The 22,389-nt window shown below is 60.0% G+C and carries 20 protein-coding genes and 2 pseudogenes; 11 read left to right on the top strand and 11 right to left on the bottom strand.

What is annotated here, in order from left to right; translation table 11 throughout:
* The first annotated feature begins 224 nt into the window (after positions 1-224).
* Positions 225-707: a glycine zipper domain-containing protein gene (locus tag J3P92_RS23605; protein ID WP_420766425.1), complete on the top strand. Its 483-nt coding sequence runs from the start codon at positions 225-227 to the stop codon at positions 705-707.
* Between the two features lie 72 nt (positions 708-779).
* Here J3P92_RS23605 and J3P92_RS23600 read toward each other — a convergent pair whose 3' ends face one another.
* The 7 genes from J3P92_RS23600 to J3P92_RS23570 all read right to left on the bottom strand — a co-directional run bounded on the left by J3P92_RS23600 (position 780) and on the right by J3P92_RS23570 (position 7,939).
* Complete coding sequence (locus J3P92_RS23600) at positions 780-1,199, bottom strand: acyl-CoA thioesterase (RefSeq protein ID WP_420766426.1); 420 nt, start codon at positions 1,197-1,199, stop codon at positions 780-782.
* A gap of 46 nt (positions 1,200-1,245) precedes the next feature.
* Positions 1,246-2,472 carry a 3-hydroxyacyl-CoA dehydrogenase NAD-binding domain-containing protein gene (locus J3P92_RS23595; protein ID WP_434561198.1) on the bottom strand — a complete coding sequence of 409 codons (1,227 nt, stop codon included), beginning with the start codon at positions 2,470-2,472 and terminating at the stop codon, positions 1,246-1,248.
* A 481-nt stretch (positions 2,473-2,953) separates the two neighbouring features.
* Positions 2,954-3,208 carry a colicin E3-like toxin immunity protein gene (locus J3P92_RS23590; protein WP_434651194.1) on the bottom strand — a complete coding sequence of 85 codons (255 nt, stop codon included), beginning with the start codon at positions 3,206-3,208 and terminating at the stop codon, positions 2,954-2,956.
* A 7-nt stretch (positions 3,209-3,215) separates the two neighbouring features.
* Positions 3,216-4,451, bottom strand: a complete 1,236-nt coding sequence (locus J3P92_RS23585; protein ID WP_434711753.1) for a colicin E3/pyocin S6 family cytotoxin — start codon at positions 4,449-4,451, stop codon at positions 3,216-3,218.
* Positions 4,452-4,681: 230 nt separating this feature from the next.
* The gene (locus J3P92_RS23580) at positions 4,682-6,226 is read right to left on the bottom strand and encodes a phosphoenolpyruvate carboxykinase (RefSeq protein WP_420766430.1); all 1,545 of its coding nucleotides are present in this window, start codon (positions 6,224-6,226) and stop codon (positions 4,682-4,684) included.
* A 178-nt stretch (positions 6,227-6,404) separates the two neighbouring features.
* On the bottom strand, positions 6,405-7,307 hold the full coding sequence (gene hslO / locus J3P92_RS23575; RefSeq protein WP_420766431.1) for an Hsp33 family molecular chaperone HslO: 903 nt from the start codon (positions 7,305-7,307) through the stop codon (positions 6,405-6,407).
* A 227-nt stretch (positions 7,308-7,534) separates the two neighbouring features.
* Positions 7,535-7,939, bottom strand: a complete 405-nt coding sequence (locus J3P92_RS23570; RefSeq protein WP_420766432.1) for an RNA-binding S4 domain-containing protein — start codon at positions 7,937-7,939, stop codon at positions 7,535-7,537.
* A 296-nt stretch (positions 7,940-8,235) separates the two neighbouring features.
* On the opposite strand from J3P92_RS23570, the gene J3P92_RS23565 reads away from it, so the two are divergent.
* Together J3P92_RS23565 and rimK are read left to right on the top strand one after the other, a co-directional pair.
* The gene (locus tag J3P92_RS23565) at positions 8,236-8,658 is read left to right on the top strand and encodes an ATP-dependent zinc protease family protein (protein ID WP_230633425.1); all 423 of its coding nucleotides are present in this window, start codon (positions 8,236-8,238) and stop codon (positions 8,656-8,658) included.
* Positions 8,655-9,560 (top strand): 30S ribosomal protein S6--L-glutamate ligase, encoded by a 906-nt coding sequence (gene rimK, locus J3P92_RS23560; protein ID WP_215003541.1) that lies wholly within the window; start codon positions 8,655-8,657, stop codon positions 9,558-9,560. Before J3P92_RS23565 ends, rimK begins: the two co-directional genes overlap by 4 nt.
* A gap of 130 nt (positions 9,561-9,690) precedes the next feature.
* On the opposite strand, the gene J3P92_RS23555 is transcribed toward rimK, so the two are convergent.
* Both J3P92_RS23555 and ompR read right to left on the bottom strand, forming a co-directional pair.
* Complete coding sequence (locus J3P92_RS23555; protein ID WP_039592640.1) at positions 9,691-11,004, bottom strand: ATP-binding protein; 1,314 nt, start codon at positions 11,002-11,004, stop codon at positions 9,691-9,693.
* Between the two features lie 111 nt (positions 11,005-11,115).
* On the bottom strand, positions 11,116-11,856 hold the full coding sequence (ompR, locus tag J3P92_RS23550; protein WP_003196691.1) for an osmolarity response regulator transcription factor OmpR: 741 nt from the start codon (positions 11,854-11,856) through the stop codon (positions 11,116-11,118).
* Positions 11,857-12,212: 356 nt separating this feature from the next.
* On the opposite strand from ompR, the gene J3P92_RS23545 reads away from it, so the two are divergent.
* The 4 genes and pseudogenes from J3P92_RS23545 to J3P92_RS23530 all read left to right on the top strand — a co-directional run.
* Entirely contained in the window at positions 12,213-14,537 is a 2,325-nt protein-coding gene (locus tag J3P92_RS23545; RefSeq protein ID WP_434649252.1) for a Tex family protein, read from the top strand.
* Positions 14,537-14,920: a PaaI family thioesterase gene (locus J3P92_RS23540; protein ID WP_420766434.1), complete on the top strand. Its 384-nt coding sequence runs from the start codon at positions 14,537-14,539 to the stop codon at positions 14,918-14,920. The genes J3P92_RS23545 and J3P92_RS23540 overlap by 1 nt, the downstream gene beginning before the upstream one ends.
* 269 nt (positions 14,921-15,189) lie before the next feature.
* Positions 15,190-16,773, top strand: a complete 1,584-nt coding sequence (gshA, locus tag J3P92_RS23535) for a glutamate--cysteine ligase (RefSeq protein WP_434649250.1) — start codon at positions 15,190-15,192, stop codon at positions 16,771-16,773.
* 183 nt (positions 16,774-16,956) lie between these two features.
* Positions 16,957-17,430 (top strand): annotated as a pseudogene (locus J3P92_RS23530) (taurine ABC transporter substrate-binding protein); the annotation flags it as partial.
* On the opposite strand, the pseudogene J3P92_RS23525 reads toward J3P92_RS23530, so the two are convergent.
* A pseudogene (locus J3P92_RS23525) lies at positions 17,428-18,036 on the bottom strand (cache domain-containing protein); the annotation flags it as partial. The pseudogenes J3P92_RS23530 and J3P92_RS23525 sit on opposite strands and share 3 nt — an antisense overlap.
* Positions 18,037-18,321: 285 nt before the next feature.
* Here J3P92_RS23525 and J3P92_RS23520 point away from each other — a divergent pair.
* Together J3P92_RS23520 and J3P92_RS23515 are read left to right on the top strand one after the other, a co-directional pair.
* Positions 18,322-18,576 (top strand): hypothetical protein, encoded by a 255-nt coding sequence (locus J3P92_RS23520; RefSeq protein ID WP_003186715.1) that lies wholly within the window; start codon positions 18,322-18,324, stop codon positions 18,574-18,576.
* A gap of 43 nt (positions 18,577-18,619) precedes the next feature.
* Complete coding sequence (locus tag J3P92_RS23515) at positions 18,620-19,189, top strand: lipocalin family protein (RefSeq protein ID WP_420767003.1); 570 nt, start codon at positions 18,620-18,622, stop codon at positions 19,187-19,189.
* A 115-nt stretch (positions 19,190-19,304) separates the two neighbouring features.
* Here the strand turns inward: J3P92_RS23515 and J3P92_RS23510 are convergent, their stop codons facing one another.
* Positions 19,305-20,669, bottom strand: a complete 1,365-nt coding sequence (locus J3P92_RS23510; protein WP_434649249.1) for a formimidoylglutamate deiminase — start codon at positions 20,667-20,669, stop codon at positions 19,305-19,307.
* 145 nt (positions 20,670-20,814) lie between these two features.
* Here J3P92_RS23510 and hutC point away from each other — a divergent pair, with 145 nt between their 5' ends.
* Together hutC and J3P92_RS23500 are read left to right on the top strand one after the other, a co-directional pair.
* Positions 20,815-21,525 carry a histidine utilization repressor gene (hutC, locus tag J3P92_RS23505; protein WP_305501386.1) on the top strand — a complete coding sequence of 237 codons (711 nt, stop codon included), beginning with the start codon at positions 20,815-20,817 and terminating at the stop codon, positions 21,523-21,525.
* Entirely contained in the window at positions 21,522-22,091 is a 570-nt protein-coding gene (locus J3P92_RS23500) for a HutD/Ves family protein (protein WP_434649247.1), read from the top strand. Before hutC ends, J3P92_RS23500 begins: the two co-directional genes overlap by 4 nt.
* Positions 22,092-22,389: the final 298 nt, after the last annotated feature.

The raw sequence follows: 22,389 nt of genomic DNA, 5'->3' as shown, positions 1-22,389 counted from the left end.
TTGTACTGGCCTTGCCGGGCACTTTCAGACGCCCATGAAAAAGGCCGTTTTCCAGTGAAAACGGCCTGTCTGAAGTAGCTAAAGACCGGCAAAATCTACTTAAGTTCCGCTATGAAAACAGTAACTTAGCGAATTGTGCACAAGTCGTGTTACTCGTCGGATTTCGATTGTAACCAAGCGAAGCCAGCCTCAGGATCGCGCCGTCATCCCTTTGAGGCTCCTCTATGAAGTTCTCCTCCATTCTCTTGTTGTCCCTTGGCCTGGTCAGTGGCGTCGCGTCTGCCGGCGGTACCGCCGAAGCAGGTGTAGGCGGCGCATTGGGCGGGGTTTTGGGTTCGGTCGTCGGCCAGTCCCTGGGCGGCAACACCGGCTCCACTATCGGCGCGGCCCTGGGCGGCGCGGGCGGTAGCGCAGTCGGCGCAGACAAACATAGCCGCGGCGAAGCGGCAATCGGCGGCGCACTGGGTGCAGCCGGCGGTAACGTGGTCGGCCGCAGCGTGGGCGGCTCCACGGGCAGCCTGATCGGTGCCGCAGCGGGCGGTGGCGCCGGTGGCGCACTGGGTAACTACATGGGCAAGGACGACGATGACGACCGTTACGAAGGTCGCCGTAGCGATCGCCGCTACTACCGCGATGGCCACCGGGGCCGCGGTCATGCCTACGGACATCGCAAGCACAAGCACAAGCATCGCTATCACGACGATTGACGGCCGGTTTGACCCGTACCGTTAGATGATCGCAGCCTTCGGGAGACTGACCGGAGGCTGCGATTTTTCGTTTCAGGGTACCAATCGTTCCAATGCCTCGCGTAGCCGACCCGGGATCGGCACTGGCTGATTCGACATCCGGTCCACGAACACATGCACGAAGCGCCCCGCCGCGCAGGCCTCCTGCTCGTTCTCCTTGAACACCGCCAGCTCGTATTGCACCGAACTGTTGCCCAGCTTGGCGACCCGCAGGCCGATCTCGATCCGGTCCGGAAATGCGACCGATGCAAAATAGTCGCAGGCTGAACTCACCACGAAACCCACTACTTCGCCGTCATGGATATCCAGTCCACCGGCCTCGATCAGGTAGGTATTCACCGCCGTATCGAAAAAGCTGTAGTAGGTGACGTTATTGACGTGACCGTACACATCGTTGTCGTGCCAGCGCGTAGTCACCGGCTGGAAATGAAAGTACTCGGTGCGCTGGGGCATCTCTTGTCCTTGGTTGTGCAGTGTTGTGGGGAAGACAGGCGGTCGGTTATCGCTGCGAGAAACCCTTGCCTTGCGCGGCCAACTCTCCGATCAGGCGAGCAGGCTTCCATTGATCCCCCTGCTTCGTCTCAAGGTCCACCAAGCGTGCATGGATGTCCGCAAGGCCTTGCTGATCAGCCCAGGCCATCGGGCCGCCCTTGTCAGCCGGGAAGCCATAGCCGTTGAGATACACCAGGTCGATATCATGGGACGACTCGGCAATGCCTTCCTGGAGAATCTTCGCACCTTCGTTGACCAGCGCCAGCAAGCAGCGTTCGAGGATCTCATCGGCGTCGATGTCACGCCGCTGGAAACCCAGGTCCTCGCTGACTCGCTGCACCAGCGCATCGACTTCTACATCGTGTTCAGCCTGCCGGCTGCCCGGCTCATAGTGGTAATAACCGTTGCCACTTTTCTGGCCGAACCGACCCAACTCGCACAAGCGGTTGTCCACCTGCACCTCGGGGGCATCCTGCCCTTGGCCCGCCAGCTCCCGCGCGCGCCACTCCAGATCGATCCCGACCACGTCGTACATGCGAAACGGTCCCATGGCGAAACCAAAGCCCTGCAGCGCCGCATCCACCTGATGGGGGAACGCACCCTCCAACAGCATCTTGCGCGCCTCCAGCACATAAGGGTGAAGCATTCGGTTGCCGATGAAGCCGTGACAATTGCCCGACACCACGCTCACCTTGCCCATGCGCTTGCCCAGCGCCAGGGCAGCGTCCAGCACAGCCTTGGACGTTTGTGCGCCGCGCACGATCTCCAACAACTTCATGATGTGCGCCGGGCTGAAGAAGTGCAGGCCCAGCACTTGCGTTGGCCGACGCGTGGCGGCGGCAATGGCATCGATATCCAGCGCCGAGGTGTTACTTGCCAGGATTGCCTCGGGCTTGAGCATGCCGTCCAGCTCGCGAAATATTTTCTGCTTGAGTTCGAGGTTCTCGTAGACTGCTTCAATGACCAGGTCCACGTTGCGGATCGCCGCGTAGTCCTGCGCCCGCGCAATACGGGCGATCCTGGCGTCGGCTTCGCTTTGTTCGAGTCGGCCCTGGCGGACGTTATGGGCGTAGGTATCGGCCACCGTGGCCAGCGCCTGCTCCAGCATTTGTGGATTGTTATCGACCCACTGCACCGTAACGCCAGCGTTGGCCAGGCACATCACGATGCCCCGCCCCATGGTGCCTGCGCCGACCACGGCGGCGCGCTGGATATCGAAGGATGTCTGGCTCATGTTTGCTCTCTTGTTGGCGATCCAAAGACTGCTTCACCTTAGTCAGCCATCGACATTTTTTGAAATTTATTCGTGTGATGGAGGGCATTCAGCGGATGGATGGAGCTCGCAGTTGTTGGTCTGCTCGCCTGTGATGTGATTGAACTCGCCCGTGTTCTCCACGCACCGGATGATACCGCTCGGGAGTGTTACCGCTTTGCCACGAAGCGATACAAATCCAGGCGTTTTGATGTCTCGTCTCCAGTCATTTGACGCGTTAAGGTGCGCCGTCGATCCATGAATCAGCAGATCAGACCAGCATAAGGCAGGATGCCCTTTGCACATTAACCAAGGAGAAAATCATGTTGAAGAAACTGACGTTACCTACCGTCCTGATCACAAGCCTCTTGCTAGGCGCGTGCATGAGGCTGCCCGAAGTGCCACCAATGCTTTCTGGAGTGGAAATGCCAATTGTAGTTCCCGCGGCCTCGTTACCTTACGCTCACCACTCATCTCGATAATCAAAAGAGACTTGATAGTCATACAGCGTTAGATTTAGAACATGTTCAAAATGGGGCTGTAATATCTCAGCCCATTTGTCATCAACATTAAATCCACCCACGTTAATGTTGTTTTCTACAGGCACCCCCAGCTCAACAAGCACCCGTGAATCGTCGCCAAAATCCTGTGAATATTCGCGCCCTTCGCCTAGCTCGGTTTCTTTGTCATACCAACTTAGTTTTAGCTTTAGACCCATTTTTTTCTCACAAATATTTTTTAATATTACGATTCGGTTTCGGACGATCTAGTTGCTCGCCCGTTAAATAGTCAAACGAACCTAGATGGCTTCCATCACTAGCACGGTATGCCTCCAACTCACCGTGCATGAAATCCCACTCATAAATAGTTCTTTTTTTGGAATCGGTCCACCGTTCGCGAAAACCGCCCCCACCTTGACGAGGGGTCTTTTGTTTGGCGATCTTCAAGTCAGCAAATCCAGTAATCTCCTCTGTCTTTGGTGCCCGATGGTAATCATGCCCTGCCTCCGGCAACCCTTTGCGCCGAACACTCAAAACTATATATAACGGCGAAACCCCAGACCCCACCGGAAACACAAGAATGAAATCCTTGTATTCCGGTGGATAAATCGGATTGACGATAATGCTGTCCGCCATGGGTGTCGGCGGGAAGATCCAGATACGCGGCGCCTGTGGCGCAGCCTCCAAAGCTGGGATGCCCAACGTCGCGCAAGGGTCCACCGCCGGCGTCCAGATCAACTCGACCCCATCGCCAAAAGCTGCCACTTGCTGCTCGCCATGCGCCTGGAATGTCACCACCGGGATCATCTCCCAGTCGCGTCTTGACTGGGTGTTGTAGCCATACCCTTTCAGCGTCCCGTCGGCCTGGGTTTCGACATGTAGGCGAACCCGGCTGCGCGCTTTTTCAAGGGACCTTAGTTGCTCTTCGGTGTACAGCGAACCATCGCCCAGGTTCGAAGGCATCAGCAGCCCCACCAACCCCACCAGCGCGCCAGCCGCCACGGGTGCCGTGACCGTCGCGCCAGCGCCAAGGGAGGCCAAAGCGGTCCCACCCAGTGCGAGCGTGCCAAAACTCGCCGGTAACGCTCCGCTGATGGTCTTCAGCGGTACGCAGCCTGACGCGTCAACCTCCCGACCGCCCAACAATTTGAACGCACCATAGGCGCTCAGCAGTTCCGTCGGGATGTAACCGGTTGGATTGTGATAGTCGATGATTGCATCGGGCAGTTCGCAGGATTTGGCGAACACACAGCCCTTGATGCTCGGTGCATCCCTCTGGCTTGTCTGGCCCAGCCGCTGGCTCATGTATTCCTCTTGCCGAGCGAGCATGTCCTCATGGGCTTTAAAATCGGCGTCTCTTTTTGCCAGCTCGCCCGGGGTCATGTCCCGCAGGACTCTGTAGCGCCTTTCGCCACCGCGGTACTCCCAGACCTGAGGGATATCGCTTTTACCTTTCGCCATGCTTCGTCCTTGCTCGGTCAGCGCCGGCTCAATACAAGCGGCGCGGCGAACCTTACCGAGTAAGCAAGGAAGTGATCACCAGACGGTTCCGAGACTGACGTGAGACTTTTCTTTTTGTTGGGATACGATTTCGCCCTCTACTTTCCAGGGATAAACAGGCGCTGGAAGAAAAATAGTCACCCACAAAAAAGCCGCCCTTAAAGGGCGGCTTTCTCATGTATCGGCAAGCCTTACAGCTGTGGACCTGCCGCCTTGATCGCGTCGCTCACTTCGAACTTCTTGAAGTTTTCGATGAACAGACCGGCCAATGCCTTGGCCGCTTCGTCGTAGGCAGCCTTGTCGGCCCAGGTGTTGCGTGGGTTCAACAGGCCAGTCTCGACGCCTGGGACGGCCAGCGGCACGTCCAGGTTGATGATGTCCAGGTGTTCGGTTTCAGCACCGATCAGCGCGCCGCTCTGGATCGCTGCGATCACCGCACGGGTGGTCGGGATATTGAAGCGCTTGCCAACGCCGTAGCCGCCGCCGGTCCAGCCGGTGTTGACCAGGTAGACCTTGGAGCCGAAACCACGGATGCGCTTGATCAGCAGCTCAGCGTATTCACCGGCTGGACGCGGGAAGAACGGCGCGCCGAAGCAGGTGGAGAAAGTCGACTTGATGCCGCTGCCCGAACCCATTTCGGTCGAGCCCACCAGTGCGGTGTAGCCGGACAGGAAGTGGTAGGCGGCTTGTTCTTCGCTGAGGATCGACACAGGTGGCAGTACGCCGGTCAGGTCGCAGGTCAGGAAGATCACGGCGTTTGGCTCGCCACCGAGGTTTTTTGGTGCGCGTTTTTCGATCAGCTCACGCGGGTAGGCGGCGCGGCTGTTCTGGGTCAGGCTGTCGTCGGCATAGTCGGCTTTCTTGGTGACCGGGTCCAGGACCACGTTTTCCAGTACGGCACCGTGCTGGATGGCTTTCCAGATGACCGGCTCGTTCTTCTCGGACAGGTCGATGCACTTGGCATAGCAACCGCCTTCGATGTTGAAGACCACGCCCACGCCCCAACCGTGCTCGTCGTCACCGATCAGGTAGCGGCTTTCATCGGCGGACAGGGTGGTCTTGCCAGTGCCCGACAGGCCGAAGAACAGGGTCACGTCGCCCTCTTCGCCCATGTTCGCGGCGCAGTGCATCGGCAGCACGTCGGCGGCCGGCAGCAGGAAGTTCTGCACGGAGAACAGGGCTTTCTTCATCTCGCCGGCATAGCGCATGCCAGCAATCAGCACTTTCTTGGCCGCGAAGTTGATGATCACGGTACCGTCGGAGTTGGTGCCGTCGCGCTCAGGCTCGCAGACGAAGTTCGGCGCGTTGAGGATCTGCCATTCGTCCTTGCCGCCGGCGTTGTATTGCTCGGGGTTGATGAACAGGCAGCGGCCGAACAGGTTGTGCCAGGCAGTCTCGGTGGTCATCTTGACCGGCAGGTAGTGCGCAGGATCGGAACCTACATGCACGTGGGAGACAAAACGCTCGCGCTCGCCCAGGTAGGCTGCGACGCGGTTCCACAAGGCATCGAACTTGTCAGCCGGGAACTTGCGGTTGATCGGGCCCCAGGCAATGGCGTGCTGGGTGGTTGGCTCTTCCACAATGAAACGGTCCACTGGCGAACGACCGGTACGATGACCGGTACGTACAACCAGCGCGCCAGTATCGGCAAGCTCGCCTTCACCGCGATTCAGGGCTTCTTTAACCAGATCATCGACACTCAGATCGGTGTACACGGCGTTATTGGCTTGCGTCATGAGATTCCCCGTCGGCCCGTGGCCGAGTGCTCCAAACGTTTTGTAGTAGGAAGTCGCGCACTACTACCCGAAAAAAGTGGGCCGGATTATGCCAGAAAAGCCCAAAAAGAGTAGGGCCCTCCCGTCAGTACGGCGTAAATCCGGCGTTTGCCAGGAGATTTACCTGCGCTGAACCGATTTAGTGACGAGTATCTGACGGTGTGTCGACACCCGCACCGGCGAACAATTGGGCGATGTCCGCGGCATCGAACAGGTAGCGCTCATTGCAAAACTGGCAATCGATTTCGATGGCGCCGCCATGCTCGATCACCAATTGCTGCGCATCTTCCAGACCCAGACTGACCAACGCATTGCCGGAACGTTCACGGGAGCAACTGCATTTGAAGCGTAACGGCTGGCCTTCGAACAGGCGAACCTGTTCTTCGTGGTAGAGGCGATGCAGGATGGTTTCGTTGTCCAGGCCCAGCAGCTCATCGGCGCTCAAGGTGCTGGCGAGAGCGGTGACGTGTTGCCAGCTGGCATCACGTTCTTCCGAATCACGAATGCGGTCGGCCGGCAATTGCTGCAACAGCAGGCCACGGGCACGCCGCCCGTCGGCGTACAGCCAGAAGCGTGTGTTGGTCTGCTGGGACATGACGAAGTAGTTGGTGAAGCACTCGGCCAGCGTTGCGCCGTCGAGATCGACAATGCCTTGGTAGCGCTTGCCATGGCTCGGGTCGACCGTCAGGGCCAAAACGCCATTGGGCATCAGGTCGGAGAGTGTCGCGTCGGGGGCGATCTGCTCGGCGTGATAACGGGCCAGGCCTCGGATCTCACGCTCGCTCGAACACTCGATCATCAACAATGGCACCGGGCCTTCGGAACGGGCCTGGAGAATCAACAAGCCATCGAATTTCAAGGTACCCACCAGCAGCGCCGCGGCGGCCATCAACTCGCCGAGCAACTGCGCGACCGGCTCCGGATAGGGGTGCTTGGCGAGGACTTCGGCGTAGCTACGCTCCAACGCTACCAGCTCGCCACGGGCGTCGCTGTCATCGAAGATGAAACGTTGGGTGTAGTCGGTATCCGGTAAATCAGTCATAGGAGTCTGGTTCTGAGGTGATGGCAATGGATGGCTGGCATTTTATGGGCATTCAGGATGGGTTCCAAGCAAGCCATGATTTTGCTTTGTGGGAAGACTGAACATCTATCCGCATGTGCAGCGCTGTTGTGGCGAGGGAGCTTGCTCCCGCTCGGTTGCGTAGCGACCGCAAGATTCTGGGGCCGCTACGCAGCCCAGCGGGAGCAAGCTCCGGTGTGGCCGATGCTTTACTCGCTGTTGCTCCCATGGAACTTGAACAGGTCTCGCCGTTGTTTCTTGCTGGGCTTGCCATCGGTGCTCACACCCAGGGCACCGGCCTTGCGTTGGGCGGCTGCCGCTTCGCGCTTGGCGACGCTGGCTTCGGTCTCGCGGTATAGCGTTTGAGCCTGCGGCGCGCCGCGACGCACGATGGACAAAGCTTCGACGACCACCGTTTTTTCGTCGAAGCCTGTTCGAATGACGTATTCATCACCGATACGTGGCTCTTTGCCAGGCTTGCATCGTTCGCCCCGGTGATGGACCTTGCCGCTTTCAATGGCAGCCTTGGCCAAGGCACGGGTTTTATAGAATCGTGCCGCCCACAACCATTTATCGAGACGGACCTTGTCATCCTCTTCGCTTTTTTGTGCCACTTGGATTCCTCTTTCTAACCTATGGCTGGAACTGTACTACCGTTTTTGTCGGGCGCACGAATCCGTCCCGACGGATAGAATGCCCGCCGAACCGCCTGTCCGCATGGCATGCGTCGGCATCGGTTACACATGCAAACAAGTACGTAGATAACTGTCGTCATTTTGTGATTATTCTGCGTGAATACCGCGATTCGCGGGGCCCGCAATCCGATGCGCCAATTTCAGGTTGTTTTTTATTGAAGACTTTCGACCATCTGACCGTTGTCGGTCTGCGCGAGTGGGTGGCGCTCCCTGATCTGGGAGTCGCCGGGCTACGGGCAAAAATCGACACCGGCGCCAGCACCTCGAGCCTGCACGCCACCGACATCGAGCCATTCGAGCGTGACGGCGAAAAATGGGTGCGCTTCACCGCGCACCTCGGCACCGTCGTGCAACTGCGCCATCGCCGCTGCGAAGCACCCTTGGTGGCGCGCAAGACCATCAAGAGCTCCAACGGCCACGCCCAGGTCCGCTATGTGATCAGCACCACGCTGGCGTTGGGCGATCGGTTCTGGCGGGTCGAATTCACCCTCGCCTGCCGCAAATCCATGCGTTATCGCCTGTTGCTGGGTTCCAAGGCCTTGATCGACGGCCAGTTGGTGGTCAATCCAGGCATCAAATACGTTCAAGACAAGCCGGCATTCCCGGTATCCACTACCTCTGCCACAGGTGTTGCATGAAGATCGCTGTGCTGTCGCGAAACCCGCGTCTGTATTCCACCCGCCGCCTGGTCGAGGCCGGGACCGAGCGTGGCCATGAAATGGTGGTGATCGATACCCTGCGCGCCTACATGAACATTGCCAGCCACAAACCGCAAATCCATTACCGCGGCAAGCCGCTGGAAGGCTTCGATGCGGTGATCCCGCGTATCGGCGCGTCGGTGACCTTCTACGGTTGCGCGGTATTGCGCCAGTTCGAAATGATGGGGGTGTATCCCCTCAATGAGTCCGTTGCGATTGCCCGCTCGCGAGACAAGCTGCGCTCGCTGCAATTGCTGTCTCGGCGTGGCATCGGCTTGCCCGTGACCGGCTTCGCCCACTCTCCAGATGACATTCCCGACCTGATCGCCATGGTCAATGGCGCGCCTCTGGTTATCAAGGTATTGGAGGGCACCCAGGGCATTGGCGTGGTGCTGTGCGAAACCGCAACGGCGGCGGAGTCGGTGATCGAAGCATTCATGGGCCTGAAGCAGAACATCATGGTCCAGGAATACATCAAGGAAGCCGGGGGCGCGGACATTCGTTGCTTCGTGGTCGGCGACAAAGTAATCGCGTCGATGAAGCGCCAGGCCAAGCCAGGGGAGTTTCGCTCCAACCTGCATCGCGGCGGCAGCGCAAGCCTGATCAAGATCACGCCGGAAGAGCGCATGACCGCCCTGCGGGCAGCCAAGGTCATGGGGCTGGCGGTGGCTGGCGTGGACATCCTGCGCTCCAATCACGGACCGCTGGTGATGGAAGTCAACTCCTCGCCAGGCCTGGAAGGCATCGAGACCACCACCAGCAAGAACGTGGCAGGGATCATCATCGAGCACTTGGAGAAAAACGGCGGGCCGAACATGACCCGGACCAAGGGCAAGGGGTAATCCATTTATAAATTACTGTGGGAGCGAGCTTGCTCGCGATGACGGTGTGTCAGCCAACATAAATTTGGCTGAGCCACCGCATCGCGAGCAAGCTCGCTCCCACAGGTTTTGCGCCTTCCGAGCGATTCCGCTACACCGCATCCCGAGGCAACATCAAGCCCAACGGCAGCCGCACCCGCGCTTCCAGTCCGCCGCCCACGCGATTGCGCAGCTCGACGTTGCCGCCGTGCATCGAGGCGATGCGCTTGACGATCGCCAGGCCCAGTCCCGTGCCCTTTCCCCCCCGGGCGCGATCGCCTCGGGTGAACGGATTGAAAATGGCCTCCAATTCCGACGGATCGATGCCGGCGCCTCGGTCCATGACGCTCAGAACGACGTAGGGCGCGCTGGTATCGCCCGAAACGTAGGCGGCCACTTCCACACCGGTGCCTGCATGGTTCAGGGCGTTGCCGATCAGGTTGTTCAGCAGGCGCTTCATCGATACGCGACGTAGCGGGAACGGCTGGATCGGCTCCAGGCGCAGGTGGACCTTCTCTTCGTTCTGGTTATAGGGTGCAGCCACCTCCCGAACCAGGTCGCTGAGATCGACTTCTTCCACCGACTCATCACGACCGTCGCGAATGAATGCCAGGAACTGGTCAAGAATCGCGTCCATGTCTTCGATGTCGCGGACCATTTCATCAGTCAGGTCGGTGTGCTCGCCCATCAACTCCAGCGATAACCGCAACCGGGTCAGGGGTGTGCGCAAGTCATGGGAGACCCCTGCAAGCATCAGCTCACGCTCGCGTCCGGCCTGCTCGACATCCTCGGCCATCTGGTTGAACGCTCGGTACACCTCGGTCATCTCGCTGGGCGTATCGCTGATCGGCAACCGTACACTACGCCCCTGGCCCAATTGCCGGGCGGCGTACACGAGGCGTTTGAGCGGTTGGTTGAGCTGGCTGACGAAGATCCACGCCGAAGCCGTCGAAAGCAGGCCGATCGCCAGGAACCAGCCCAGCACGTTCCAGATCTTCTGGCCCCGCAATGGATGGGGGTACAGCGGAACCTTCAGCCAACCATCCCCAAGGCTTGGAGCGCGCACCCACAATGCCGGCGGCGAGTGCATGCGCAATCGCACCTCGGTGTCGGCGCCCAACTCGGCCTGCATCTGCCGCTGATAGATCTCGCTGTATGGCCAGTGCTGCTCGCCTTCCGGCACGCCGGCTCCGACCACCCGGATCAATGTTGCCGCCTCGGCAATCTTTGCTCGATTGGTTTCGTCGGCCGCCCAGTAGGCCCGCAATGTCAAGGCAACGCCGTGACTGTATTGGCGGTCCACCAGCACGTCTTCGTTCATCAGCAGGTAGACCAACGTCAGCGCCTTGGAAAAAAGCACGACGATGAGCACCAGCCAGAGGGTGCGGGAAAAGAAACTCTGGGGGAACCAAACGGGGGTTTTCATGAATAGCCGCTACACACTTGCAGGAGCGAGCGATGCTCGCACAATGACGGACCGCGAGTCGCCTGGAAAAGACTTCAATCAACCAGGCTTCCCGCTCCTACAAATCGCCGATCACTTGCTGGCGGCGCCATCCGGCACGAATACGTAGCCTACGCCCCAGACGGTCTGGATATAACGCGGCTTGGATGGATCGGGCTCGATCATCCGGCGCAAGCGGGAAATCTGCACGTCGATGGAACGCTCCAGCGCATCCCATTCCCGGCCACGGGCCAAATTCATCAGCTTGTCTCGGGTCAGCGGCTGGCGAGCGTTCATCACCAAAGCCTTGAGGACCGCAAACTCACCGGTGGTGAGCATGTGTACCTCGTCGCCGCGCTTGAGCTCGCGGGTGGCCAGCGACAGTTCATAGTCGCCGAAGGTGACGCTTTCGTCTTCGCTGCCCGGCGCGCCCGGCACCGGCGCCGACTGGCGACGCAAGACCGCCTTGACCCGCGCCATCAGCTCGTCCGGATTGAACGGCTTGGCCAGGTAATCGTCGGCGCCCAGTTCAAGGCCCTTGATACGGCTCAGCTCGTCGCCCTTGGCGGTCAGCATGATGATCGGGATCTGGTTGTTCGCGCCGCGCAGGCGACGACAGGCGGTCAAGCCGTCTTCACCGGGCAGCATCAGGTCGAGGACGACGAGGTTGAAAACCTCACGGGCCAACAGACGGTCCATTTGCTCCGTGTTCGGTACAGTGCGGGCTCGGTAACCCTTGCTGACGAAAAAGCGCTCCAGCAGGCTGCTCAGCCCTGGATCGTCGTCAACAATCAGAATTTTTTCGCCTTCAGCAGTTTGTGCGGTGCTGCTCATAGGAAGCTCCTTTGATCTCGGCGCGCATTATGGCCTAGCTGCCGTTGTGCGTACCGTGTGCATTGTTAGCAGATTTTTCGCCTATCTCCAGCAATCCGCTGATCAAGCCCACGGGCGCGACGCACCCTAACGGTGGAACGCTGGTTATAATGCGCGGCCTTTGTGCCAGGACAGGGCCGGATCGTTACACCGGCGAAACACTTTTTCCCCCTGGCCAGGCAGCATTTTTTTGATTTCACGGGTCAACAGGCAGCCTTTTGACCCAGGCAGCGGCGCACGCCAGGCCGCTCAACCAGTCTCGCCGAGCCCGGCTTCTGCGGTGGCGAGCCTGATTTCACAATTTGTCAGGTGGTTTTATGGACAGCATCAACAGCCGCATCGCCGAGGAACTCGGCGTCCGCCCACAACAGGTCGAAGCGGCCGTCGCGCTACTCGATGAAGGCTCCACGGTCCCTTTCATCGCCCGTTACCGGAAAGAAGTGACAGGCAGCCTCGATGACACTCAATTGCGTCATCTGGAAGAGCGCCTGCGCTACCTGCGTGAACTCGACGAACGGCGCATCAGCATCCTGGCGAGCATCCAGGAGCAGGGCAAGCTGACCCCGCAACTCGAACGCGACATCAAGCTGGCCGACACCAAGACCCGCCTCGAAGACTTGTACCTGCCCTACAAGCAAAAGCGCCGCACCAAGGGCCAGATCGCCCTGGAAGCCGGCCTCGGCGAGTTGGCCGACGGCCTGTTCAATGACCCGACCCTCGCCCCGGAAACCGAAGCCGCGCGTTTTATCGATGCGGAAAAAGGCGTGGCGGACGTAAAGGCCGCGCTGGAAGGCGCTAAGTACATCCTCATGGAGCGTTTCGCCGAAGACGCCAACCTGCTGGAAAAGCTGCGTAACTTCCTCAAGCAGGAGGCGACCCTCAGCGCCCGCGTCATCGCCGGCAAAGAGGAGGAAGGCGCCAAGTTCCGCGACTACTTCGAGCACGACGAACCGCTCAAGAGCATGCCGTCCCACCGTGCCCTGGCGATTTTCCGTGGCCGCAACGAAGGCATTCTCAGCTCCGCGCTGAAGGTCGGCGAAGAACTGCCCGGCACCATGCACCCGTGCGAAGGCATGATCGCCCAGCAATTCGGCATCCAGAACCAGAACCGCGCCGCCGACAAATGGCTGGCCGAGGTGGTGCGCTGGACCTGGAAGGTCAAGCTCTATACCCACCTGGAAACCGACTTGCTCGGTGAGTTGCGCGATAACGCCGAGACCGAGGCGATCAACGTATTCGCCCACAACCTGCACGACCTGCTGTTGGCCGCGCCGGCCGGCCCCCGCGCCACTCTGGGCCTGGACCCGGGCCTGCGCACCGGTTGCAAGGTAGCGGTCGTCGATTCAACCGGTAAGTTGCTGGACCACGCCACGGTCTACCCGCACGTGCCGCACAACAAATGGGACCAGACCCTCGCGGTGCTCGCCGCCCTGTGCGCCAAGCATTCGGTGGACCTGATCGCTATCGGCAACGGCACCGCCAGCCGCGAGACCGACAAGCTGGCAGCGGAACTGATCAAGAAATACCCGGCCATGAAAATGACCAAGGTCATGGTCTCCGAAGCCGGTGCTTCTGTTTATTCGGCGTCGGAACTGGCTTCGAAGGAATTCCCGGACCTGGACGTGTCGATCCGTGGCGCGGTGTCGATCGCCCGTCGCCTGCAGGACCCACTGGCGGAACTGGTGAAGATCGATCCGAAATCCATCGGTGTCGGTCAATACCAGCACGACGTGTCCCAACTGAAACTGGCCCGTGGCCTGGACGCCGTGGTGGAGGATTGCGTGAACGCCGTGGGTGTGGACGTGAACACCGCTTCGGTGGCACTGCTGGCGCGGATTTCCGGCCTGAACGCGACACTCGCGCAGAACATTGTCACCCACCGCGACGAACATGGCGCGTTCAAGACCCGCGCCGCGTTGAAGAAAGTCCCGCGCCTGGGTGAAAAAACCTTCGAACAAGCCGCCGGCTTCCTGCGCGTCATGAACGGCGACAACCCGCTCGACTCCTCGGCGGTCCACCCGGAAGCGTATCCGCTGGTGCAACGCATCGCCGCCCAGACCGACCGCGACATCCGCTCGCTGATCGGCGACGCCGCGTTCCTCAAGCGCCTGGACCCGAAGAAATTCACCGACGAAACCTTCGGCCTGCCCACCGTGACCGACATTCTGCAAGAGCTGGAGAAGCCGGGCCGCGACCCGCGTCCGGAGTTCAAGACCGCCGAATTCCAGGAAGGCGTCGAAGACCTCAAGGACTTGCAACCGGGCATGATCCTCGAAGGCGTGGTCACCAACGTGACCAACTTCGGCGCGTTCGTTGATATCGGCGTGCACCAGGACGGCCTGGTACACATCTCGGCACTGTCGGAAAAATTCATCAAGGACCCGCGCGAAGCCGTGAAGGCCGGCGACGTGGTGAAAGTGAAGGTCATGGAAGTCGATATCCCGCGCAAACGCGTTGGCCTGTCGATGCGCATGAGTGACACGCCGGGTGAGAAGGTCGACGGTGCCCGCGGTGCTCGCCCAGGCGCCGCCCCACGCCAGTCGCAGAACACCGCGCCCCGCAAGGAAACCGCCACGGCGGCCCCGGCGAACAACGCCATGGCCTCGCTGTTCGCCAACGCCAAGCAGTTGAAGAAACGCTGATGGACGCGCCAGCCGGGTTGGTGGAGAGCGCGTTTTTCAAGCTGCTCGGCTGCCGTTTGCACAGCCTTGGGGACGGGGTGGCGCAAGTCACCCTGGACCTGGCCCCCGAGTTGCGTAATCGCGGCGGCAAGCTGCACGGTGGCGCGCTGTTCAGCCTGGTGGACATCGCCATGGGCCTGGCCTGCTCCAGTGTCCATGGCTTCGACCAGCAGTCTGCGACCATCGAGTGCAAGATCAACTACATCCGCGCCGTGTCCGACGGCGAGGTGTTGTGCACCGCCCGGGTCATCCACCCGGGCCGGCGCACATTGGTGGTCGAGGCCGATGTGATGCAAGGCGACAAGCTGGTCGCAAAAGCGCAAGGCACGTTCGCTGTCCTATAGCTCCTGGTCATCGATTTGAGTTAATTTCGACGCCACGAATGCGGTGTCGGGCTTTCCTGTGGGAGCGAGCTTGCTCGCGATGGCGATGGACCTGTCACATTTAGTTGACTGATATACCGCTATCGCGAGCAAGCTCGCTCCCACGAGGGACGGCGGCGATCTTCTTTGACCGTATGTAAACCAGGCGAAAACGCCAGTTTTAACTTCACCCTTGTAGACCGTCTTGCCCACCCCCATATTGGGGCGACTGACGCGTGAAGGAATTCAACTTGAGCGACCTTTTAAACCGCCGCCTGGCCCTGCTCCGCGAGCGCGCCAACCTCTCCCTGCTCGAGCAGTGCCTGCACGGTATCGAACGTGAATGCCTGCGTGTCACCGACAACGGGCGCCTGGCGCAGACGCCGCACCCGCAAGCCCTGGGCTCGGCGCTGACCAACGAACAGATCACCACCGACTATTCCGAGTCGCTGCTGGAATTCATCACCCCGGCCCTGGCCAACCCGGCTGATACCCTGCGCAGCCTCGACAGGATCCACCGGTTTGTCTACAGCAAGCTCGGCGACGAATACCTGTGGAGCCCTTCGATGCCGTGTCCGCTGCCGGCTGAGGAGGAGATTCCGATCGCCTATTACGGCACCTCGAACATCGGTCGGCTCAAGTATGTCTATCGCAAGGGTCTGGCCCTGCGTTACGGCAAGACCATGCAATGCATCGCCGGGATCCACTACAACTTTTCCCTGCCGGAAAAGCTCTGGCCCCTGCTGCGCCAGGACGAAGCCAGCGATCTGAGCGACCGGGATTTCCAGTCGTCGGCCTATATCGCCCTGATCCGCAATTTCCGGCGCTACAGCTGGCTATTGATGTACCTGTTCGGCGCCTCGCCGGCCCTCGACGCCGGTTTCCTGCGTGGCCGACCGCATCAGCTGGAACAATTGGACCCGGACACCTTGTACCTGCCCTACGCCACCAGCCTGCGCATGAGCGACCTGGGTTACCAGAGCAACGCCCAGGCCGGCCTGACGCCTTGCTACAACGACCTGGCAAGCTACACCGATAGCCTGCGCAAGGCTGTGGCAACGCCGTATGCGCCGTATGTCGAGATTGGCACTCACCAGAACGGCGAATGGGTGCAGCTCAACACCAACATCCTGCAGATCGAAAACGAGTACTACTCCAACATCCGCCCCAAGCGCGTGACCTACACCGGGGAGCGACCGATCCAGGCGCTGATGGCCCGTGGCATCCAGTACGTCGAAGTACGTTGCCTGGACATCAACCCGTTCTTGCCGATGGGCATCGACCTGACCGAATCGCGGTTCCTCGATGCGTTCCTCTTGTATTGCGGCCTCGACGACAGCCCGCAATTGGAAAACAACGAGTGCAGCAACGCCACCAGCAACTTCCTGACGGTGGTCAAGGAAGGCCGCAAGCCAGGCCTGCAATTGCAGCGCCAGGGTGAATCGGTGGACATGCAAGCCTGGGCCCTGGAATTGCTGGACAAGATCGCCCCGCTGGCGGCACTGCTCGACCAAAGCCAAGGTGGTGATGACCACCGCCAGGCGCTGGACGCCCAACTGGCAAAAGTCCGCGACCCATCCCTCACGCCATCCGCCCGGGTACTGGCGGCCATGGCCGAACACAAGGAAAGCTTCGCCCAGTTCTCCCTGCGCCAGAGCAAGGCCCACGCCGAGTTTTTCCGCGCAGAGCCACTGTCGGCCGATGAAATAATTGCCTTCGAGGAAAATGCTCGGCGATCCCTGGTCCAGCAAACCGAGTTGGAGCAGAACGAAGTGGGTGATTTCGACGTGTTCGTGGGGTCGTACCAGGCGAGCATTCTAGCGATCAGTAACTGATTCGCCGCTCGCAAGAACATTCTGTGGCGAGGGAGCTTGCTTCCTTGCCACAGGGGTTTCGTGGCTTCTCGATAGACTTTTTCGCAGATAAGCTAATGCGAAAAAGTTATTTATTTTAGAGTTCTTAGATCATTTAGTCTCCTCCAACGCCGACTCTCCGGCGGCTTGTTGAGGAGCTTTACCATGTCTTTGAGTTTCCCCCTTCGCCTTCTCGCAGCCGCCTCCCTGGCCGCGGCGAGTTTTTTCGCTCAGGCAACCGACCTGACCGTCGCCTACCAGACCACCGTGGACCCGGCGAAAGTGGCCCAAGCCGATGGCGCGTATGAAAAAGCCACCCAGGCCAAGATCGCCTGGCGCAAGTTCGACAACGGCGCCGATATCATCGCCGCCATCGCCTCGGGCGATGTGCAGATCGGCTACCTCGGCTCCAGCCCGCTGACCGCCGCGATCACTCGTAAGGTGCCAGTAGAAACATTCCTCATCGCGACGCAGATCGGCGCCGCCGAAGCCTTGGTGGCCCGTGACGGCTCCGGCATCAAGACCCCGCCAGACCTGATCGGCAAGAAGATCGCCGTGCCGTTTGTTTCCACCGGCCATTACAGCCTGCTCGCCGCGCTGAAACACTGGAATATCGACCCATCGAAAGTCACCGTGCTCGCCATCGGCGCTGACGATGAACGCATGACCATGTCCGCCGAAGTTCAGCGAGTTGATGATGGCGCTGACGCTGGTCAGGTCGATGTCCGCCCCCGTCACGCCGATCATCTGGCTCTGGCGCTGTACCGGCGTGGCAACGGTGATCACAAGCTTGCCCGAAGACGCGGCGATGTAGGGTTCGGTGACGATGGTCTGTTGGGCGCTGTTGGCGGCCTTGTACCAGCCACGGGCGCGCGGGTCGTAGTCGGCGGCGCGATTGCCGGCCGGCACCGAAAACATCACGCCGTCGGTGCCGCCAAAATAGCTGAGCTGAAAATTGCCGGTGTAGGCAGGCAGGCCCACCGCGCGTTTCAGGCTGTCGGCACTGCTGCCATCGATGGCGATTTGCTGGGCCAGCGATTGCAGCAGTTGGATCCGGCCTTCTACCCACGTCTGGATATTGCGGCTGGTCAGGCTGCCGAGCTCCTGCATGGAGGTCTCGGTGCTGGAATACAGACTTTGTCGTTGGCGGTAATCGTTGAACAGGATGAAACAGGCGAATGCGACGGCCACCACAAGGGCGGCAGCCAACAGGATTTTGTGGCTGAATTTCATGTTTCTGGTCATTAAGAACGCTACCGCGGAGGGACGGGTCAAAAAGGGGCGTCAATTTGCCATAACACAGGATTTTACGCTGTTACTTTTTATCGGCCCGCAGGCCCGGCGCATCAGGCGTCGATGGACTCATCCCGACGAAAGGCACGACGGCGTCACAGTTCGATTGTTTCAACCGTCGATTACCCTCGGGACAACCAATAAATACTGGGGGCGTCGGGGAACCAGATAGGGGTTTTCTCTTCTAAGGTTCAGGTTGGCACCCTGCCACCTCCCTTCCGCTCCAGGAGTTACACCATGTCGCTGCGATCTATCGCCCTGCTGTTCATGTGCGTCGTATTGACCGCATGCAGCAAGGTCAACCAGGAAAACTACTCGAAGCTGTCGGCGGGCATGCCCAAGGCCGAAGTCGAGACGTTGCTGGGGAAGCCGACTGACTGTTCGGGCGCGCTCGGCATGTCCAGCTGCACCTGGGGCGACCAGAAAAGCTTTATCAGCGTGCAGTACGCCGGTGACAAAGTGTTGATGTTTTCCGGCCAAGGCCTGAAGTAACCTGAAGTAAACCGGGGCCAAGCGCCCACGGGAGAAAAAAATAATGATGCGGTTAGTTTTTGTGCTTTTGGCTGGCCTGGTATTGGCCGGCTGTGCCACTTCTGGCGTAGACCCGTTGGCGCCCAAGACCGTCAACAGTGTCAATCTCAAGCGTTACCAAGGGACCTGGTACGAGCTGGCCCGCCTACCGATGTATTTCCAGCGCAACTGCGCGCAATCCGAAGCCCATTACACACTCAAGCCCGACGGCAACGTGGATGTGTTCAACCGCTGCCTGACTTCCGATTGGAAGTGGGAAGAAGCCCGGGGCACCGCTTACCCGCAGGTGCCAGGCAAGACCGACAAGCTCTGGGTCGAATTCGACACCTGGTTCTCGCGGATCCTGCCGGGTGTGGCGAAGGGAGAATATTGGGTCTTGTATGTCAGCGATGACTACAAGACCGCCATCGTTGGCGATCCGAGCCGGCGTTACATGTGGTTGCTGTCGCGCACGCCAACGGTCAATGTCGATGTGCGCGAAGAACTGCTGAGCAAGGCGCGCCAGCAGGGCTACGACACGACGCGGTTGGTCTGGCGTGCGTCGGACCGGCAGATGGCCAAGACTTCGGACTGATGTAGTAGAACACCTGTGAAAGCGAGCTTGCTCGCGATGAGGCCTTTACCGTCAACATAGATGTTGATGGAAAATCCGCTATCGCGAGCAAGCTCGCTCCCACATTGAATTGTCGTCAGCCCAGCAGTTCGCGCAGCACCCGGGTAAACGCTCGGGCGCTTTCTTCTTCGCCGGCATGACGGCCGTCGCGAACCTGCCATTTTCCGCCGACCATCACATCGCGCACCTGGCGATCGCCGCCCGCAAACAGCCAACGATTGAGAATGCCGTCACCGGTCGCCGTGGCCAGGTAAGGATCATTGCCATCGAGCATCAGCCAGTCGGCGCGCTTGCCGACTTCCAATGCGCCGATCGGTTGGCCCAACGCCTGGGCGCCACCGTCCAGTGCGGCGTCATACAGGGTACGCCCGACCATCGGCTGATCCGTTCGGTACAACCGGTTGCGGCGCTGGTCCCGCAGCCGCTGGCCGTATTCCAGCCAGCGTAATTCCTCCACGACGCTCAACGACACGTGGCTGTCAGAGCCGATGCCCATCCGCCCGCCTTGGGCTAGGAAATCCACGGCCGGAAAAATTCCGTCACCCAGGTTGGCTTCCGTGGTCAGGCACAGACCGGCAATTGCCCGGCTCTTGGCCATCAGGCTGACTTCCTGTGGATTGGCGTGGGTGGCATGAACCAGGCACCAGCGTTGATCCACCTCGGCATTTTCATACAGCCATTGCAGCGGACGCGCGCCGCTCCAGCTCAGGCAGTCGTCAACCTCCTTTTGCTGTTCGGCGATGTGGATATGCACGGGGCAATCGCGGTCGCTGGCGGCCAGCACATCGTGGATCTGCCCGGGTGTCACGGCGCGCAGCGAGTGGAAGCACAGGCCCAACGCCTGGGACGGTTGCCCGGCCAGGATCGGCTGCAAGCGTGACTGAAGCTTCAGGTAGTTTTCGGTGCTGTTGATGAACCGGCGCTGCCCGTCGTTGGGCTCTTGGCCGCCAAAACCGGAATGGCTGTAAAGCACCGGCAGCAGCGTCAAGCCAATGCCCACTTCACCGGCGGCCTGGCTGATACGCAAGGCCAGTTCGGCCGGATCGGCGTAATGTCTGCCGTCGGTGTCATGGTGTACGTAATGGAATTCGGCAACCGAGGTGTAGCCGGCCTTGAGCATTTCGATGTAAAGCTGCCGTGCGATGACGCCGAGCTGGTCGGGGCTGATTTTGCCGACGAGGCGGTACATCAAGTCGCGCCATGTCCAGAAACTGTCATTGGGATTGCCCGCCACTTCCGCCAGCCCGGCCATGGCCCGCTGGAACGCATGGGAATGCAGGTTCGGCATGCCCGGGAGCAGGGGACCGCCGAGCCGTTCGGCGCCGTTTGCGTGGGAATCGGCCTGGACATGGGTCAAGACCCCCTCGGCGTTGACCTCGAGGCGTACATCATTGGCCCATCCATCAGGCAGCAGCGCACGCTCGGCAAAGAAGGCGGACATCGGTTGAACCTCGTTGCGTGTAATTTGTATATACATATACAGACGTTTGCCTGCCCGGTAAACTCCGGCAAGCTAGTCATCAACATTCGCAGAACAGGAATACGCCGTGCCGACTCCGCCTGCCAAACCGCCGCTGGCCGCAACCATGGGTGACAGTCCGGCGCCCTTGTACGCCCGCGTCAAACAAATGATCACCCAGCAGATCGACAGTGGAAACTGGCCGCCCCATTACCGTGTGCCATCGGAAAGCGAACTGGTCAGCCAGTTGGGCTTCAGCCGCATGACCATCAACCGGGCCCTGCGGGAAATGACCGCTGATGGCCTGCTGGTGCGCATGCAAGGCGTCGGCACGTTCGTCGCCGAGCCCAAGAGCCAGTCCGCACTGTTCGAAGTGCATAACATTGCGGATGAAATCGCCTCCCGTGGTCATCGCCATACGTGCAAGGTCATCACCCTGGAAGAAGAGGCCGCCGGTTCCGAGCGGGCGCTGGCCCTGGACATGCGCGAAGGCCAGAAGGTATTCCATTCGTTGATCGTGCATTTCGAAAACGACATTCCTGTGCAAATCGAGGACCGTTTCGTCAACGCGCTGGTGGCGCCTGATTACCTCAAGCAGGACTTCACTCAACAAACGCCTTATGCCTACCTGAACCAGGTTGCGCCGCTGACCGAAGGTGAGCATGTGGTCGAGGCGATCCTGGCGGAGCCGAGTGAATGCAAGCTGTTGCAGATCGAGCGGGGCGAGCCGTGCCTGTTGATCCGTCGCCGTACCTGGTCAGGGCGCCAGCCGGTGACCGCCGCACGCCTGATCCATCCGGGCTCGCGTCACAGTCTGGAAGGGCGTTTCCACAAATGAGCCAATTGAAGGTTTTACGCGCAGCGGATTACCCGTCCATGCCGTGGAAAAACGGCGGTGGCAGCACCGAGGAAATCACCCGCGATGCCGGCACCGGCCTGGAAGGTTTCGGCTGGCGCCTGTCCATTGCCGATATCGGTGAATCGGGTGGTTTTTCCACCTTCGCTGGCTACGAACGGATCATCACGGTCTTGCAAGGTGGCGGCATGACGCTGACTGTCGATGGCCACGCCACGCGGCCGCTGCATTCGCTGGATCCCTTTGCCTTCAGCGGCGAGAGCCAAGTGCAGTGCACGCTGCTGGAGGGGCCGATTCGCGACTTCAACCTGATCTACGCGCCGCAACGTTACCGCGCGCGGCTGCAATGGCTGGGCGGCCAGCAGCGTTTTTTCAGCGAGGCGGGAACGGTATTGGTGTTCAGTGCCGCTCCGACGCTGAGGGTCAAGATGGATGAAACTGTCGAGGCACTGGGGCTTTATGACTGCCTGCAACTGAGCGGTAACGCTGGGCTGCTGGACATCACCACCCACGGCCAATGCTGCGTGATCGAGCTGACGGCCCACTAAGGCGCCTCGCCAAAAAAGGTGTGTTCGTTGTTCCTTCTGGCGCACCAACTTGTTACCGAACGCCCCAGCGTGGCGCAATACCACGCTTTTATGCCCTTCTGATTGCTTCCCAAAAACCTCCTCCAAAAATTTCATGCAGCTTGGCGGCCCTTCTATTACGAGGCTTCTCGCCGATTCTTCAATTTTTCTTGATTAGCCCTTCAACAAGTTGGCCGCTTGATTGCATATGCTTGTACATACAAGCAAAGACGTATGCGTATGAGTCCTCTGCATTCAACGCTACGTTCGCTTAATCGCT

The organism is Pseudomonas sp. D3-27 (assembly GCF_051132165.1).
Taxonomy (GTDB): Bacteria; Pseudomonadota; Gammaproteobacteria; order Pseudomonadales; family Pseudomonadaceae; genus Aquipseudomonas.
This window is presented reverse-complemented; position numbering and strand designations above follow the sequence as displayed.

Coding starts and splice junctions, on each gene's coding strand:
- J3P92_RS23590 (WP_434651194.1), bottom strand. CDS start 3,208: ATGGGTCTAAAGCTAAAACTAAGTTGGTATGACAAAGAAACCGAGCTA.
- J3P92_RS23580 (WP_420766430.1), bottom strand. CDS start 6,226: ATGACGCAAGCCAATAACGCCGTGTACACCGATCTGAGTGTCGATGAT.
- J3P92_RS23520 (WP_003186715.1), top strand. CDS start 18,322: ATGTCGCTGCGATCTATCGCCCTGCTGTTCATGTGCGTCGTATTGACC.
- J3P92_RS23540 (WP_420766434.1), top strand. CDS start 14,537: ATGGACGCGCCAGCCGGGTTGGTGGAGAGCGCGTTTTTCAAGCTGCTC.
- rimK (WP_215003541.1), top strand. CDS start 8,655: ATGAAGATCGCTGTGCTGTCGCGAAACCCGCGTCTGTATTCCACCCGC.
- J3P92_RS23595 (WP_434561198.1), bottom strand. CDS start 2,472: ATGAGCCAGACATCCTTCGATATCCAGCGCGCCGCCGTGGTCGGCGCA.
- J3P92_RS23555 (WP_039592640.1), bottom strand. CDS start 11,004: ATGAAAACCCCCGTTTGGTTCCCCCAGAGTTTCTTTTCCCGCACCCTC.
- J3P92_RS23510 (WP_434649249.1), bottom strand. CDS start 20,669: ATGTCCGCCTTCTTTGCCGAGCGTGCGCTGCTGCCTGATGGATGGGCC.
- J3P92_RS23545 (WP_434649252.1), top strand. CDS start 12,213: ATGGACAGCATCAACAGCCGCATCGCCGAGGAACTCGGCGTCCGCCCA.
- J3P92_RS23605 (WP_420766425.1), top strand. CDS start 225: ATGAAGTTCTCCTCCATTCTCTTGTTGTCCCTTGGCCTGGTCAGTGGC.
- hutC (WP_305501386.1), top strand. CDS start 20,815: ATGGGTGACAGTCCGGCGCCCTTGTACGCCCGCGTCAAACAAATGATC.
- J3P92_RS23600 (WP_420766426.1), bottom strand. CDS start 1,199: ATGCCCCAGCGCACCGAGTACTTTCATTTCCAGCCGGTGACTACGCGC.
- hslO (WP_420766431.1), bottom strand. CDS start 7,307: ATGACTGATTTACCGGATACCGACTACACCCAACGTTTCATCTTCGAT.
- J3P92_RS23585 (WP_434711753.1), bottom strand. CDS start 4,451: ATGGCGAAAGGTAAAAGCGATATCCCTCAGGTCTGGGAGTACCGCGGT.
- J3P92_RS23500 (WP_434649247.1), top strand. CDS start 21,522: ATGAGCCAATTGAAGGTTTTACGCGCAGCGGATTACCCGTCCATGCCG.
- J3P92_RS23515 (WP_420767003.1), top strand. CDS start 18,620: ATGATGCGGTTAGTTTTTGTGCTTTTGGCTGGCCTGGTATTGGCCGGC.
- ompR (WP_003196691.1), bottom strand. CDS start 11,856: ATGAGCAGCACCGCACAAACTGCTGAAGGCGAAAAAATTCTGATTGTT.